The sequence below is a fragment of the Sutcliffiella horikoshii genome (assembly GCF_008180725.1).
Taxonomy (GTDB): Bacteria; Bacillota; Bacilli; order Bacillales; family Bacillaceae_I; genus Sutcliffiella_A; species Sutcliffiella_A horikoshii_B.
Genome location: NZ_VTEV01000009.1, coordinates 45,456 through 59,567, shown reverse-complemented (window position 1 = coordinate 59,567; position 14,112 = coordinate 45,456). Strand labels below are relative to the sequence as shown.

Sequence of the window (14,112 nt, the reverse complement as noted above, 5' to 3'; positions counted from 1 at the left end):
AAGTCGCTATTCTATATGATGCTGGTGTGTTCATTCAGAATCTTTGAACACTTTAATATATATCTCTCGATGACGAGGCCCATCAAATTCACAGAAAAAAATACCCTGCCAAGTGCCGAGAACAAGCTGGCCATTATGAATTATAACCTGCTGGGAGTTCCCAAGTGTCATCGCTTTTAGATGAGCTGCTGTATTGCCTTCCATATGCCTGTATTTAGGATGTTGCCATGGGTATACTTCGTCGAGCCTCATTACAACGTCTTTTACCACATCAGGATCTGCATTCTCATTAATAGTGATTCCAGCAGTTGTATGTGGACAATAAACCATCACATGCCCCTCTATTATGCCTGATTTAGAAACGAGACTCTCCACTTTAGCTGTGATATCTTGCCACTCATCCCTCTTATGTGTTTGAAGATTTAATGTGTGGATCATAAAGTGTCATCCTTTCTTGTATAAAAAAGCCCTTGAGTAACATCCCAAGGGCTTAACGTGTATTATTTTTTTGTTACAGCTTCCAATGCCACTTCCATCATGTCGCTGAATGTGGATTGGCGCTCTTCGGAAGTCGTTTCTTCCCCAGTAAGGATATGGTCGCTTACAGTTAGGACAGATAAAGCATTTCGGCCGTATTTGGCAGCTAATGTGTAAAGCGCTGCAGATTCCATCTCAATTGCAAGGATCCCATACTTAGCCCACTTTTCAAGTTCACCATTGTCATTGTAGAACATGTCAGCCGTGAAGACATTACCAACTTTCAAGTTAAGACCTTTTTCCACTCCGACGTCATAGGCTTTTTTCAGAAGGTCGAAGTTAGCAGTCGGAGCATAATCCACTCCACCGAATGTTAAACGATTCATTTGAGAGTCAGTAGATGCACTCATTGCAAGGATTACATCGCGAACTTTTACATCTTTTTGGATAGCTCCGCATGTACCTACGCGAATTAAATTTTGCACGTTATATTCATTCATCAGTTCATTAATATAAATGGAAATAGATGGAACTCCCATACCGGTACCTTGAACAGAGATTCTTTCACCCTTATAAGTACCTGTATAACCTAACATTCCTCTTACTTCGTTGTAGCAGACTGCATCTTCAAGGAATGTTTCTGCGATGTATTTAGCACGTAACGGATCTCCAGGTAGTAGGATCGTTTCCGCTATATCACCTTGTTTTGCTCCAATATGTACGCTCATTATGTTACCTCCTAATAACTCTTACCATTGTTACTTTACAACAATGACTACTATACCATATATTACCCATGTTTCAAAAGAAACTCTCGCTAAAAAAGCGCATTCTTTTACAATTCCAGAAGAAAATAAAAGGGAAAGAAATTTCCTTTCAGGAAGGTGATCTAATTGAAAAAGAAACTAGAGCAAGCAGTAGAACATGCAAATGCTACGAACACAACAAAAAAGAAAACTGCTAAGCCACACACTTCCAGACAAGATAAGCAGCAAAGCTAGATCTATTATATACATGGCAGTTACCCTAAATAATAAGGAGCTGAAACTAATGGGAAAGAAACATCGAAACAGAATAAATGGACAAAAAAAGAACAACCATATCAGTCCAGAAGCTATTGAAGCAGAACATACTGCCCACAAAAAAGAGCATTCTCCTAAAGGCCGAAAAAATGGACCTGGGAATCATAATTAAATACGAAAGGGCAAAGTTTGAGCTTTGCCCTTTTCATCTTTATCGCACAGCAACTCGATTTATTTTCTTCCAGCCTCCAAATTCCAACCGGTAGTAGGTAATCCCCAATGTTCCCTCATCAATCATGATTATATCACCAGTAGCAATGAACCTGCCTTCATAATCACGTGGGATAGAGTCCGTAACATTGAATTTTTTATAAACCCGGTCCACTATTTCCTGATGACCGCTTCCCTCCATGGTTAGTCGGAAAATGGGAGTGTACCCTTTTGATTCTCCATAATTTGGTGTTTGCATAATGGTCACATCATATTCCCCTGTCCCCATCTTCATTATTCTTTTAAGAGCCAACATCCTTTTCACCCCTCAACCATTTCTATATATATTAATTAGCAATAAAGGGTGTCGAATCCTTCATCAGATTATAAAAAGTTTTGTCGAAAAGAGTAAAAATTTGCAAAAGTATAGCGTGACTCGCCTGTGAATCATGAAACCACCACAATCCTCATATGATAATCCGAGGTGATTTGATGTTTGGAAAATGGTTTACAGGAACAGCATCCAAGTCCAAAAATAATGATTCGATAAAATTATGGACTACTACAGAAGAAAATCAACTTAAAAAGGAATGGACAAATTCCCCGGTTAAACTTTCACCTTCATTTAAAGAGCAAGATATGGTGGCAAAAATCCGTAGCAAGACTGCCAGCCTTAACCGAAACAATGTTACAAGAACTCAAGCCTACTTGGATTTTTATCAGAAACATCCAGAAGTCCATTGGAGCTTTTTGGCTCACATGGTTTCAAGAAACGGTGGCTGGAATATGACAGACCTGAAAGCTAGCCACATTTCCACCTTGCTTTCTTACGAGAAGGCCTCCATCTTATTTCGTTTTCTTGAAAAAGCAAACTACCTCATTTTTCAAGATGCTTACCCACAATTACTCCTATATGAAGAAAGTAAAAAGGCTGGCAGACCTCTATTTTATCTACTCTCCGAATTTCATGTTTCACCTTTTATGAATCCGATATGGACACTTTTCTTGAGCAATAACAGTAAAAAAGAACTGCTTACTGTTTCCTTGATCATTAACGAACAGAATTTTATTGAATATAACCTCCTTCAAAATCCTTATTTTCAGCAGAAAGTTTTATCCAGTTTAACTTATCAACTACAGGAAAAGCTTGGCTTTACATTAGTTCTATTTCCTTACCGGAAGGGTTTGGACACTCTTTTGACTGGGCTTGGAGTTCAACAATTTTCCGACCTTTCTAATCGTATTGAGATAGGGAAAATGCTTTATGTCCTATTGTTTACCAACGAGGATGTCTTGCAGGGGGCTTTGCATTTTAGCAAGGAGAGTTTCCATACCGGTTCAAGAGAAGATTACCTTCCTGCCGTTTTTTCATCAAAGTCTACTTCCCGCAAGATTTATAGTCCTACACTCGAAGCAGCATGGGCGGATTTTGACCATCCTTCGATAGTTCCTGTTGATTGGTTTAAGGATATTCAGGAAGTATTAACGTTTTTTCATCTTCCTGCAAGTATGGAAGCAGCTGATATGGAGAAATCCCATCTATTTAATTTGATGAAGCTTACTGGAATTTCTGAGCTTCATGGTGTTTTCTTTGATAAGGAAAAATGATTAGGCTGATAAAGTACGTGGTGGTTTATTTGTAATTGGGACGGGGCGATCAAAAGTGTAAATGTCCGAAGTTTTTCAATAGTTGACCGAAGATTTCGGGAATTTAACCGAAGTTTCTCAAAAGTTGACCGAACGAAATTTTCAAGTTACCGAACCTCGGTTTTTTTTGTCCAAAGCCTTATAAGAATTGTCCGAACACCCTCTTTTAAATTGCTTTTTTTGACCGAACCACATCATAATTTGACCGAACGGTTTCAACCCCCACATAATTAGCTTATTTTTGAGCTAATCTCGTCCATATAGCATTAAAACGAAGCCCCCTCAAAATACCAATCTGCTGAAACCTAAAAAAGCTGCCCCTAAGACAACAATCTCGCCTAAGAAACAGCAATGCTTGTATTATTTTTTACTTTATCGATTCCTATTCTATCTCTTCATCAATAATGCATTTTTCCAGTAAATAATCGAACATGATATCCGCCAACTCTTCTATCTCGCTTTCAGCTGGAACATACCCCCGCCTTACCAGCTCATTGTAAAAGAACTCGGCTATTTCTTCTGTGTCGATAACTACTTCGATTTCTTTCACAATATCACCCCTTTTTAAAGGTTTATGTACGTCTTTAAAGATATATGTCTTACTCTCTATATTAATCCATCAGGTTGGACAAATGCTATCTTTGTTTTCAAAAATTTCAAAAAAGTGCATATCAATGTTCTAGCGTGCATACATTGGGGACATAAGGACAAGCAATCACAAAAAAGGAGGAGATTTATATGAAGAACTATTTAGCAAGCTTAGAAAGATTAGGAGAAGAGGAAGTTTTATTGCCACTTTTAGATAAAATTTCGGACAAATTGGTATTCGCTGCAGCCATTATCGGAGGTCCGTTCTTTATCTATTTGCTCTTTCAATTCTCCATTCTATTTTTCTAATTGACTATGTTTTTTGCCATCCATGTATTTTTTTAGGTTTTTCATTACTAGATTCATCACTTCCTGGTATTCCTCATCACCGAAGATATCATATAACACCTTATAATCATTGTAGACATCAAGAAGCCCATCAATTATTCTTTGATATTCCTTGTTGTATTCTTCTTTTTTGAAATGTTTGTTTGATCCAGTCATCGGATTATACAACTCCAAGCTTGTATTTTCTTTGTTGAACATATAGGACAATCCAAGTTTGTGGATAAGAATTTCAGCATGTTCGTGATGGACAACCATTGTCAATTCTTCCTCTCCTGCTTCCAACCATTCCCCATCAGACAATCTTGTCAATTCATAAATGATGTCTTCCCAGGAGTCTTCTTTATATCGCCAGATTTCAGTGCGGAAACCGACTATTTTAAATAATTCTTTGCCATATCCAGCAACATGGACGATATCACCGATAAAATACATATACTTGATATCAAGTCGTTCGGTTACCAGTACTTTTCCTTCATATTCAGATACAAAGGCAAGCGTCTCTTCTTGATATAGCCCTTCACTTGAATTTACTTCATATACATACGCACCATCTATTTGCTTCATGTCCGTCACTTTACCGACAGTTCCATAGATGGTGATGACGACAATGTCACCAATTTTATATTTCGGTTTGTTTGGTTTTTTGTTCTTCCCCATATAATTTCTCCCCATTTATCACTGTGGCTTTGATAGTAATGTATTATATGCAGCAAGATGCCAACTCGCCAAAGCGTTGGGGCAAAAAGTGGTTGTACGATGTGTTTATAGGCGGCTGTCCCTATTATTCTATTATTCCATTAACATAGGAAATAATAAAAACTTGTGTTGTTTGGCTGAACAACACTGTTCCTTTCCGCAAATGGCTTCGCTTTCCGCGGGACGGTGCTTGAGCCTCCTCGCTGCGCTGTGGGGTCTCAATCTACCGTTATTCCCCTGCTGGAGTCTTCGCCATTTGCTCCAATCCACAGCTAGAATTTACATAAAAATATGTTTTATGTTTAAAAAAAATACACCCTCATAAAAGGTGCACTTTAACTAGCTATTAAACTTCTTCTTCATACAGCTCCCAAGCCTTGTCGAAGGTAGACATGCTCTCTAGGTATTGGCCGTTCATTTCTAAATAGCTGCTGATTTCATGGTAGTCCTCTGAATTTTTTGGAAAACTATGATCGTCGTAAGCATGATTGGCAAATATACTGATGTCATCTTTTTTCAAAGCATGACGAAACTTCATTAAATAATGGTAAAACGACTTTCTCAAAATGCATCCACACCCATTTTTTTACCCTCATTCTACATTAGAATGAGGGTAAAGGACAACCATTAGCTTGAGAAGTCAAAGTAGTTTCTTTTTAACAATCGGGGTTTAGCCATTAGCTCCTTATAGCTGAGCTGTGCTTCTAATTCCTTCGTGTTGATTAAAAACAATTGATCTTCTATTTCCTTCACAGTTGTGTCTTCTTGATATTTCATTCCACAGTCCCCACAATTGACAGAGGGTGTTTCTGTTATGGTTACGGCTTTTGTACCATCAGGCAGTTCCCAATATACTGTTCCTGATGAAGATGTTGCTTGTGAGCTATCACACCAATTACATTTCATCAAGTACCCTCCTAACTTGATTCACTCTTGTTTTCTTCTTCTCCAACTATATACTTCTTCTGTTGGGCCTGGAATTTCTTTTCTTTTAATTCATCACGCTTATCACGTTTATCCTTTAAAGAAGAATGTTCTGGGTTTGTTTCGTAGTCCTTGCGGCGATTCAATCGATTTAATCCTTCTGGAACGAGATTGAATTGTGAATCATTCATTAGTGCTGCGATTCCTATATTTGAACGCTTATCCTCCATGTTTGAATAAATCTCACCAAAATAGGCTTCCGCTCTTCCAGGGACATAGTTTTCCGGTTCCGGATAAGTGGTGATAACCCCTTCGAAGTTTCTTAACACTACTTTATTCGCACTTTGTGAGATAATATAATTCGGTTGAACCGCAATTTTTCCACCGCCGCCTGGGGCATCCACCACAAAGGTAGGAACAGCATAGCCGCTCGTATGTCCGCGTAACCCTTCAATAATTTCAAGTCCTTTGGAAATTGGGGCTCTAAAATGTCCGATACCTTCAGAAAGGTCACATTGATAAATATAGTAAGGTCTTACACGTATTTTCACTAGATCATGCATTAACTTTTTCATAATAGGTACACTGTCATTGATACCTGCCAATATGACGGCTTGATTTCCTACCGGCACCCCTGCATTCACGAGCATTTCACAAGCCAGCTTAGACTCTTCTGTAATTTCTATAGAAGTATTAAAATGCGTATTTAACCAGACAGGGTGATATTTCTTTAATATGTTGCAAAGGTTCTCTGTTATTCGTTGAGGAAACACGACAGGTGCCCTAGTTCCTATCCGAATTATTTCAAGATGTGGAATGGCCCGCAGATTTTTTAAGATGTATTCAAGGATCTGGTCATTGATTAGAAGACCGTCTCCACCAGAAATTAGACAGTCCCGAATTTGGTCATTGGATGCAATGTAGGCAATGGCAGCATCCAATTGTTTTTTAGGCACTCCCATTCCGATTTGGCCGGAGAACCTTCTGCGTGTACAGTACCTGCAATACATGGAGCACTGGTTGGTAACCAAAAATAATACTCTATCCGGATAGCGGTGCGTCAGGCCTGGAACTGGGGAATCTTCATCTTCATGAAGAGGGTCTTCTAAATCGTACTTTGTTTTGTAGATTTCTTTTGAAATTGGTACAGATTGCATCCTTATAGGGCACCTTGGATCATCTGGATTCATTAACGAAGCATAGTATGGCGTTATATTTAAAGGGATGGTTTTAGTGGAGATTTTTACCCCTTCCTCTTCTTCCGGTGTTAAGTTAATGACTTTCTTTAAATCCTCAAGTGTTCGGATGGTATTGGTCAACTGCCATATCCAATCATTCCATTGTTCTTCGGTTACATCTTTCCAAAGTTCGAATTCACTCCAATGCCGTTTGGGCTTATATAGATCCATTTTCATCTCTATCTCCTCCCTGTTCTACACCATGCAATAACCGTGCCAACTACGCTGATGCCCAGTTATTACTTATATATGTAGAATAGGAGAAACTTGTTATTAATCTGCGTGCCGAATTTCTGGCACTTCAGTAGTATTAGATTTCTCTTCCATTTTAGCAAGTTTGTATTGAAGGGTCTGACGAGGTATATCCAGTATCTTTGCCGCTTTCATTACATTCCCACCTGTCAGATCCATGGCATTTTGTATCATTGATTTTTCTGTCTTCTGTAATTCTATCCTTAATGACCCCAGTTTTGCCGGGGTATAAGTTTGCTGCTTTATTTTTTTCAGCTTTGCAGGAAGATGTTTAGGAGATATGGTTTCTTTTTTTGATTTTAATAGAACATATTCTATCGTATTGATTAATTCTCTTACATTCCCTGGCCAATGATATGCACCAAACATTTCTCCAATTGCAGGAGGCAACAGATAAGAAATTCTCGTTTGCAATCTCTTTTCCATCAGGAGGCGAATGTCATGTGGTCGTTCTCTTAATGGAGGGATATATATCGGACAGGTATTCAATCGGTAATACAAGTCATCTCTAAATGATCCATTCTCTACACATGTATCAGGAGACTCATTCATCGCAGTAATAATTCTAACATCTACTTTAATCGTAGCCGTTCCACCAACTCTTCTTATGGATCCATCTTCAAGGACTCTCAGCAGTTTGGCTTGCAATTCTAAAGGCATAGAATTCATTTCATCAAGGAACAGGGTTCCACCCGATGCCAGCTCAAAAAGGCCTTTGCGGTCAACTGCACCGGTGTAACTGCCTTTTTCTGTTCCAAACAGAATGCTTTCTAGCAGTGTAGCCGGTATCGCTCCACAATTTTGCGCAATGAATGGTCCACGTTTTCTAGGAGATTGATGATGAATCCCTTGCGCGATGATTTCCTTTCCCGTCCCTGTTTCTCCCCAAATAACAACAGGTAATAACGACGATGCAAATAACATGGCATCTTGAAGCATAGATAAACAAACCGGATCATCCGTGATGAAGTCAGCTAGAGTGTAGGATGCTTGGAAAGGTGAAATCTTCTTTGATCCTTCTGACCTATTAATTTTGGATTGTAAATCCATTAGTTTATTAGATAGAGTGTTTAAGTGCCCATAATTCTTGGCAATTTCCACTGCACCTAATAAATTATCTCCCTTGAGGATGGGGATGGTAGTATTCACTGTTTCAAGTAACTGACCTTTTTTATTTTCATATCGTTGATTTTCATGGTATATCGGTTTATTCGTTTTCAGTACCTTCAGCAATGTACTAGTTTCCTCCGTCAAGGAAGGGAAAACATGCAAAAGATGTTTCCCTAATACCTCCTCCACTTTCATGCCGTCATAGCCTGCTGCCACCTTGTTATAATAGATTGTAAAACCGTCCTTATCTACTGCGTGAATAGCCTCATCGATTCCATCTAATATTGCCATTAACATTTCTTTTGACAGAGTGTGTGTTTGCATGATTATCATCCGCCTATTTCTCGGCAATTGGTGCCAATTTTTGGGCATCCATTAAGGAGAGGTCTTTACTCCAAACATTCATATCTTCTATCTTATCGAAAATATAACAGTTGTTTTTCAATCTTCCTTTATAGGTGTAATCCAAATTGTGTAAGACGGCATTCATCCCAAAAGAGAGAGCCCTGGCAATGGAATAGCTGCAATAAATTTGCCTTTTTACTAATTCTGCTTCTAATTCACGAATTAGAGAATTCATATAACCGCCTTTACGTTTTGAAGGAGAGGTGGCACAGTCAGTAATTTCAGCATTCTTATAGAAAGGGTTCATATCCGCTGATGCTGCTGCAATTATTTCTCCTTTTTCCTCTAAAAGCATAAAGATTGTATTACTATTTATTTTTTCCAAAATATAATCCGGATCTTCAATAGGCACAGGATAAATAGCAAAAACATTTTTATAAAAGTCAGATAAGGCTATTGCATCCGTTACCTCTGCCACACGCAATGTTAAATTTGGGTCTAGGAGTACTTCCTTTTGCTTCCTTTTTTGCCATACAGAATCAAGGATATTATCTTCTTCACACCATCTATCACTGTTATAGCGATCAATATTTTTATATTTGCATAGAAAGAACCCCTCTCCCCCGAGAAAGTATCCAGGAACAGAAGCTTCCAAAAGAAATCCTTTTTCTATTAGTGTTCTAATATTTTCTCTTCTAGATTTCACAATTACTTTCTCTACAAATGGCTGTTTGCTCCAATTTTCAATGTAATGTAAGATGTGACCTAAATTTCCTCTGAAATCTTCTATCTTCAGTCTTTTATTAAACTGATCTACATATGCGTTCAAATAGAAGGTTTCATTCTTTACTATTAAGGTTTTACCTGTTTTTGTACTCATTGTATCCCCCCTACTAATTCAATTCGCTAAAGAGTAAGAAATTCCCCCATTTTTTTATGAGGCCACTGAAAAAGTATTTGATTTTAGAGTTTTTTAACACCGCTGTTGATTTCCGCAAATGGCTTCGCTTTCCTAGGGGCTGACGTGAGCCAGCGGTCATTTTTTTATCAACCTCTTTTTATTGTCCAGAAACCGGTTCATCGGTCAAAAAGCTTTTGTTCCTTATTCCTGAACGTTTGATACGGTAATCTGCAAGGACCTCCACTTCTGCTTCTGAAAAAATCTCATCCCAATTGTCTTCAACCTTTTTAAATTTTTTTGGAGATGTACGGAAATATACCTCCCCAAATCCAAAAATATCTGCTTGGTATTCATCTTGCATTTTTTGAATAGTTGCCAAAATCTTTTCTTCTATATATTTATTTAATGCCTCTTCATGATTTTCATATGTTTTTATTTTTTCTAGATTCTGATGACATTGTGTTCCTTGTATTTTTGCCTCTCCACTGATATTTACTTTGATTTTGACCCCTGTTTTTTCTTCTGTCGTTTTTACATCAGAATGAGAATGGATAATACGAATATCTAAAAAATTATTTTCTGCCTCGTTTCCTTCCATATAACAAGGGACAGTTAGACTTGTCCTGCTAAGCCCTTGTGTCCAGAGGTAGTCTCTGGCTTCTTCGCGAGATAAAAAACCAATCAGTTTATCTTTTTTAAAAACGGATAGACCAGAAATAACAACAATGGAATCCAACTCTGTCTTTGAATTTTGTTCAATATTTTTTCCTGCTTCCGGTTTTCCTGCTATTGAAACAGCACTTGTCACCGGGTGTCGCCCCTTTGAAGTCAAAGAAGATATGAAATCTGTAAGGCGCACATACGGATCGCCTCCCCATTCTTCTAAATAGATCTCGATTTGCTTATGTACCTTGATGGATGGTACCAACTCTAATGGATAAGTTGTTTTTACAATATCAGAAGCTTTTGTTCCTCTTGATATTAGAATGTTGAAGTCATTTCGAAATTCTCCTGTTCTTTCCAAAAAGTCCAAAACATCACCGACACCATCCTTAGCGAGTAATTCATCGATAACAATAATTCTAGTGTGGGAATAGATGAGTTTTCTAGAAAGTCCGACGTTCATTCTTTCAGATAATTCAGCGAGTGAGTTCCCTTCCTCTTGAAAAGTAATGACAGGTGTCCCGCTACCAGGTTGATCAGCTGATAGTTGAGGTGCGTTTATTGTCTCAACAGTGACACGAAACTTTGCATTTTCTCCTTTTTCAATAGCAATCCCTGTGACGATGGAAATCTCATTCAGTTCAACCTTGTCCCAGCATCCCGTCAATAAGATTAAGACGGAGCATATACATAACCATTTCCTCATGAAAAATTCCCCTTATCCTGTGATGGTCCGCTGTTGCTGCCTTTATCGGAAGTTTTTTTAGTATGCTTAGGCTTTAGATAAGATGGACGGGTTATATTATCCCAAACAGGCATTCTGACAAATACATCCTTCTGATCTTCTAAAAGGAGAGGAGCCACTGGAGCCAAATACGGCACGCCATATGATCGTAAACCAGTCAAATGGATAACCATGATAACAACCAATAGCAGTACTCCATACAACCCTATCAATGCTCCCATCAAAATGTAGACAAAGCGAAGAATCCTCGTAGCAATGGAAAAGTTATAAATTGGGGAGACAAAACTTGCAATAGCTGTCAAAGCGACAATAATAATTAAAACACTAGAAACTAAACCGGCCTCAACAGCAGCCTGTCCGATAACCAATGCTCCAACAATGGAAACGGTCTGTCCAACAGCTCTCGGCATCCTCACTCCCGCTTCCCTCAATACTTCAAATGTAAGTTCCATCAACAGTATTTCAATTACAGCCGGAAAAGGCACTCCTTCTCTTTGGGCTTGAACACTAATTAACAAAGAAGTCGGAATTAATTCATGATGATAAGTAGAAATAGCCACATACAAAGAAGGCAACAACAATGAAAGCATAAAAGAAACATACCGGATAAGCCTGATGAAAGAAGCCATGAAAAATGGTTGGTAATAATCTTCCGTGGAAATAAAAAAATCGGTAAAAACAGTTGGCACACTTAAGGCAAAAGGACTGCCATCCACTAACACTGCAACCTTTCCTTCTATAAGATTTGCCGCTATGTTATCTGGTCTCTCCGTGTTATAGGTAAGCGGAAAAGGTGTAAGCGTTTTGTCAGTCAAGTATTCTTCGATATTTCCGCTATCAAAAAGTCCGACTACATTAACCTTTTCCATTCTACTTTTTACCTCTTGTACAAGTTCATCGTTGGTAATATTTTTTATATATCCTATTACTACCGCTGTTTTTGTATCCTGACCTACACGATACTGTTCAAAGCAGAGATTGGGATTACGTATTCTTCGTCTAATCAAACTAATATTTGTATTTATCGTTTCGGTAAAACTGTCTTTCGGCCCTCTGATAATAGTTTGGGTACTCGGTTCCGTAACGCTTCTTTTTTCAATGCTTCCCAGATTGATGCACAGTGCCTGTTCCATTCCATCTATTACGATGACAGCATATCCATTTAGGAGCTTCCAAAAGATCTGATGGTAATTTTCTGCAAATTTATAAGGAACAGAAGCGAAGTATTCTTTTCTAAACTCTTCCAGATCTCCAGATTGCAAGACTGAATCAGACCCTTCTGCAGTTACAAGTGGTTCAAAAATCTCTTCTGTCAATCTATCTTTGGCAATCAAAGTATCAAAAAAATAAACGATGGCATCCCTTTTTCCAACAATTAAAGTTGAATAGTGAAAATCAATGGAGAGAGAAAATTCTTTTTGTATGATTTTGTCATTTTCCTCGAGCGATTTTTGTAGGGGTTCAGACGTTTCTTCAGGTGAATATAGCTCTTTATCGGTAGAACTGATATTCCCACCTTCCCCTAAGAGAAATTGTTTTAACTTTCCCAATTTATATCACTCCTTTTCCCGCCACTTCTCTCCCTTGTTCGTATCAGCACAATCACAAGTAACATTAGTGGCAATGCAAACTGAAAGGGAAGGTGGACAAAATAAGGAACAATTTGTAAACCTTCCTCTATATGTTCAGCAAAATTGTCGGTTATGATTATGGAGGATAAACAAATAATGGAACCAACAGGAATTAAATACGTCCGGTACTCCCTATTGGAAATATGTTCTAAACCCTTTATCGCCCCAAAAAAGAAAACACCTATCTTAACGATGATGCCAAACATCACCACAAAGACAACCGCTATATCTACCCGTTCAATAAAATCTAATAAGGAGATTTCCCTTGCAGCCGAAAGGAGTGGAAAGTTTGACCTTTCTTTCATTTCGTGTCCAAGTGTAAGCACTTGAATAACGGATGAATAAACCAGTACTAATGTACTTAGAATGATACTTCCTGCGGCAAAACCTTTTGCCTTCTTATATTTGGTGACTAGTGGTAATACAACCGCAAATGCAATAAGCTCGCCAAAAGGAAAGGTCAATAGGCCGGGGATAATTGCTTGGAATATGGGTTTTATTCCTTCATCAAGAAATGGCCTTAGGTTTTCAAATTGAATCTCTCCAGACAATAAAATAAAAATTCCAACTAAAAATGTAAAAGAAAACACATAAGGGAAAAATATCTCCGACGTTCTTGCCATCACTTCAATACCGGAATTCAACATGTAAATAATCGTCAGAATAATAGTAATGCTAATTATTTCTATAGGAGTAAAGATAAAAATGGTAGACACAATTAATTCACCGAAGTCCCTCAAAACTCTTGAAGAGATATAAATAAAATAAATAATGTAAAGGAAACTTATTACGCCTCCTAACCATTTCCCTAAACAGAATTCTATGAGAGCAAAAAGATTATAGCCTTTTTTTCTACCAAGCATGAAATGCAAAAGATAAATATAGCCTACTCCTATTAATCCAGCCAAGCTGATGGCAATCCAGACATTTTGCTTTGCTTCTCCACCTATCCCGACTACTGTGGCGCTCCCCATTTCAAAAATGAGTATTAAGATAAACAGTTGCCATAATGATATTGTTTCTTTATTGCCCATTAGTATCTTTGCTCCTGTTTTTGTTATTTTTAAAATGTAGATCTTGAATGATTGCAAATGTAAAACCAAATATAAACGTCAAATAAACCATCCACTCTCTTAAACCAGGATCAAAAATGAACAAACGTGTAAAACAGTCTAAGACATCCCTGTTATAGTAATAACAATCGAGGATGGAAATGAAAATCACCATACTTAAAAACAGTAAGATAGTAAAGAACGTAACCATAAAGTTGCCTCCGGTCTTCATATACTTGATAGTATTTTCTAAACATCTCAGG

At 37.9% G+C, this 14,112-nt stretch carries 17 protein-coding genes; 3 read left to right on the top strand and 14 right to left on the bottom strand.

Going from position 1 to position 14,112, the window contains the following annotated elements; translation table 11 throughout:
- Positions 1 to 30: 30 nt before the first annotated feature.
- Together FZC76_RS19190 and deoD are read right to left on the bottom strand one after the other, a co-directional pair.
- On the bottom strand, positions 31 to 438 hold the full coding sequence (locus tag FZC76_RS19190) for a secondary thiamine-phosphate synthase enzyme YjbQ (RefSeq protein ID WP_148989786.1): 408 nt from the start codon (positions 436 to 438) through the stop codon (positions 31 to 33).
- Positions 439 to 500: 62 nt separating this feature from the next.
- Positions 501 to 1,205, bottom strand: coding sequence for a purine-nucleoside phosphorylase (deoD, locus tag FZC76_RS19185; RefSeq protein ID WP_148989785.1), 705 nt, complete (start codon positions 1,203 to 1,205; stop codon positions 501 to 503).
- Between the two features lie 322 nt (positions 1,206 to 1,527).
- Between deoD and FZC76_RS23265 the strand changes: the two genes are divergently transcribed.
- Positions 1,528 to 1,671 carry a hypothetical protein gene (locus tag FZC76_RS23265; protein ID WP_187442155.1) on the top strand — a complete coding sequence of 48 codons (144 nt, stop codon included), beginning with the start codon at positions 1,528 to 1,530 and terminating at the stop codon, positions 1,669 to 1,671.
- Positions 1,672 to 1,710: 39 nt separating this feature from the next.
- On the opposite strand, the gene FZC76_RS19180 is transcribed toward FZC76_RS23265, so the two are convergent.
- Entirely contained in the window at positions 1,711 to 2,025 is a 315-nt protein-coding gene (locus FZC76_RS19180) for a YodL domain-containing protein (RefSeq protein ID WP_148989784.1), read from the bottom strand.
- Positions 2,026 to 2,201: 176 nt separating this feature from the next.
- Between FZC76_RS19180 and FZC76_RS19175 the strand changes: the two genes are divergently transcribed.
- The gene (locus FZC76_RS19175) at positions 2,202 to 3,317 is read left to right on the top strand and encodes a DUF2515 family protein (RefSeq protein ID WP_187442154.1); all 1,116 of its coding nucleotides are present in this window, start codon (positions 2,202 to 2,204) and stop codon (positions 3,315 to 3,317) included.
- Positions 3,318 to 3,738: 421 nt separating this feature from the next.
- Here the strand turns inward: FZC76_RS19175 and FZC76_RS19170 are convergent, their stop codons facing one another.
- Entirely contained in the window at positions 3,739 to 3,906 is a 168-nt protein-coding gene (locus FZC76_RS19170; protein ID WP_010193926.1) for a YozD family protein, read from the bottom strand.
- A gap of 188 nt (positions 3,907 to 4,094) precedes the next feature.
- Between FZC76_RS19170 and FZC76_RS23260 the strand changes: the two genes are divergently transcribed.
- The gene (locus FZC76_RS23260) at positions 4,095 to 4,253 is read left to right on the top strand and encodes a hypothetical protein (RefSeq protein ID WP_187442153.1); all 159 of its coding nucleotides are present in this window, start codon (positions 4,095 to 4,097) and stop codon (positions 4,251 to 4,253) included.
- Here FZC76_RS23260 and FZC76_RS19165 read toward each other — a convergent pair.
- The 10 genes from FZC76_RS19165 to FZC76_RS19120 all read right to left on the bottom strand — a co-directional run bounded on the left by FZC76_RS19165 (position 4,242) and on the right by FZC76_RS19120 (position 14,060).
- Positions 4,242 to 4,949, bottom strand: coding sequence for a hypothetical protein (locus FZC76_RS19165; RefSeq protein WP_148989782.1), 708 nt, complete (start codon positions 4,947 to 4,949; stop codon positions 4,242 to 4,244). The genes FZC76_RS23260 and FZC76_RS19165 overlap by 12 nt on opposite strands.
- A gap of 385 nt (positions 4,950 to 5,334) precedes the next feature.
- A complete protein-coding gene (locus FZC76_RS19160) occupies positions 5,335 to 5,553 on the bottom strand; it encodes a YozE family protein (RefSeq protein ID WP_148989781.1) in 219 nt (72 codons plus the stop codon).
- Positions 5,554 to 5,615: 62 nt separating this feature from the next.
- Entirely contained in the window at positions 5,616 to 5,894 is a 279-nt protein-coding gene (locus tag FZC76_RS19155) for a YokU family protein (protein ID WP_148989780.1), read from the bottom strand.
- An 11-nt stretch (positions 5,895 to 5,905) separates the two neighbouring features.
- The gene (gene kamA / locus FZC76_RS19150; RefSeq protein ID WP_088018409.1) at positions 5,906 to 7,327 is read right to left on the bottom strand and encodes a lysine 2,3-aminomutase; all 1,422 of its coding nucleotides are present in this window, start codon (positions 7,325 to 7,327) and stop codon (positions 5,906 to 5,908) included.
- A 96-nt stretch (positions 7,328 to 7,423) separates the two neighbouring features.
- Positions 7,424 to 8,845 carry a sigma-54 interaction domain-containing protein gene (locus tag FZC76_RS19145; protein WP_148989779.1) on the bottom strand — a complete coding sequence of 474 codons (1,422 nt, stop codon included), beginning with the start codon at positions 8,843 to 8,845 and terminating at the stop codon, positions 7,424 to 7,426.
- A 4-nt stretch (positions 8,846 to 8,849) separates the two neighbouring features.
- Complete coding sequence (gene ablB / locus FZC76_RS19140) at positions 8,850 to 9,737, bottom strand: putative beta-lysine N-acetyltransferase (RefSeq protein ID WP_148989778.1); 888 nt, start codon at positions 9,735 to 9,737, stop codon at positions 8,850 to 8,852.
- A gap of 178 nt (positions 9,738 to 9,915) precedes the next feature.
- The gene (locus FZC76_RS19135; protein WP_148989777.1) at positions 9,916 to 11,127 is read right to left on the bottom strand and encodes a Ger(x)C family spore germination protein; all 1,212 of its coding nucleotides are present in this window, start codon (positions 11,125 to 11,127) and stop codon (positions 9,916 to 9,918) included.
- Positions 11,124 to 12,716 carry a spore germination protein gene (locus tag FZC76_RS19130; RefSeq protein WP_148989776.1) on the bottom strand — a complete coding sequence of 531 codons (1,593 nt, stop codon included), beginning with the start codon at positions 12,714 to 12,716 and terminating at the stop codon, positions 11,124 to 11,126. Before FZC76_RS19130 ends, FZC76_RS19135 begins: the two co-directional genes overlap by 4 nt.
- Entirely contained in the window at positions 12,704 to 13,831 is a 1,128-nt protein-coding gene (locus FZC76_RS19125) for a GerAB/ArcD/ProY family transporter (RefSeq protein ID WP_148989775.1), read from the bottom strand. Before FZC76_RS19125 ends, FZC76_RS19130 begins: the two co-directional genes overlap by 13 nt.
- Positions 13,821 to 14,060 (bottom strand): hypothetical protein, encoded by a 240-nt coding sequence (locus tag FZC76_RS19120; RefSeq protein ID WP_148989774.1) that lies wholly within the window; start codon positions 14,058 to 14,060, stop codon positions 13,821 to 13,823. The genes FZC76_RS19125 and FZC76_RS19120 overlap by 11 nt, the downstream gene beginning before the upstream one ends.
- Positions 14,061 to 14,112 lie beyond the last annotated feature (52 nt).

Excerpts from the sequence above, each read along its gene's own strand:
- ablB (WP_148989778.1), bottom strand. The coding sequence starts at position 9,737 with ATGAGTACAAAAACAGGTAAAACCTTAATAGTAAAGAATGAAACCTTC.
- FZC76_RS19135 (WP_148989777.1), bottom strand. The coding sequence starts at position 11,127 with ATGAGGAAATGGTTATGTATATGCTCCGTCTTAATCTTATTGACGGGA.
- FZC76_RS23260 (WP_187442153.1), top strand. The coding sequence starts at position 4,095 with ATGAAGAACTATTTAGCAAGCTTAGAAAGATTAGGAGAAGAGGAAGTT.
- FZC76_RS19125 (WP_148989775.1), bottom strand. The coding sequence starts at position 13,831 with ATGGGCAATAAAGAAACAATATCATTATGGCAACTGTTTATCTTAATA.
- FZC76_RS19180 (WP_148989784.1), bottom strand. The coding sequence starts at position 2,025 with ATGTTGGCTCTTAAAAGAATAATGAAGATGGGGACAGGGGAATATGAT.
- FZC76_RS19190 (WP_148989786.1), bottom strand. The coding sequence starts at position 438 with ATGATCCACACATTAAATCTTCAAACACATAAGAGGGATGAGTGGCAA.
- deoD (WP_148989785.1), bottom strand. The coding sequence starts at position 1,205 with ATGAGCGTACATATTGGAGCAAAACAAGGTGATATAGCGGAAACGATC.
- FZC76_RS19155 (WP_148989780.1), bottom strand. The coding sequence starts at position 5,894 with ATGAAATGTAATTGGTGTGATAGCTCACAAGCAACATCTTCATCAGGA.
- FZC76_RS19175 (WP_187442154.1), top strand. The coding sequence starts at position 2,202 with ATGTTTGGAAAATGGTTTACAGGAACAGCATCCAAGTCCAAAAATAAT.
- FZC76_RS19165 (WP_148989782.1), bottom strand. The coding sequence starts at position 4,949 with ATGGGGAAGAACAAAAAACCAAACAAACCGAAATATAAAATTGGTGAC.
- kamA (WP_088018409.1), bottom strand. The coding sequence starts at position 7,327 with ATGAAAATGGATCTATATAAGCCCAAACGGCATTGGAGTGAATTCGAA.
- FZC76_RS19120 (WP_148989774.1), bottom strand. The coding sequence starts at position 14,060 with ATGGTTACGTTCTTTACTATCTTACTGTTTTTAAGTATGGTGATTTTC.
- FZC76_RS23265 (WP_187442155.1), top strand. The coding sequence starts at position 1,528 with ATGGGAAAGAAACATCGAAACAGAATAAATGGACAAAAAAAGAACAAC.
- FZC76_RS19145 (WP_148989779.1), bottom strand. The coding sequence starts at position 8,845 with ATGATAATCATGCAAACACACACTCTGTCAAAAGAAATGTTAATGGCA.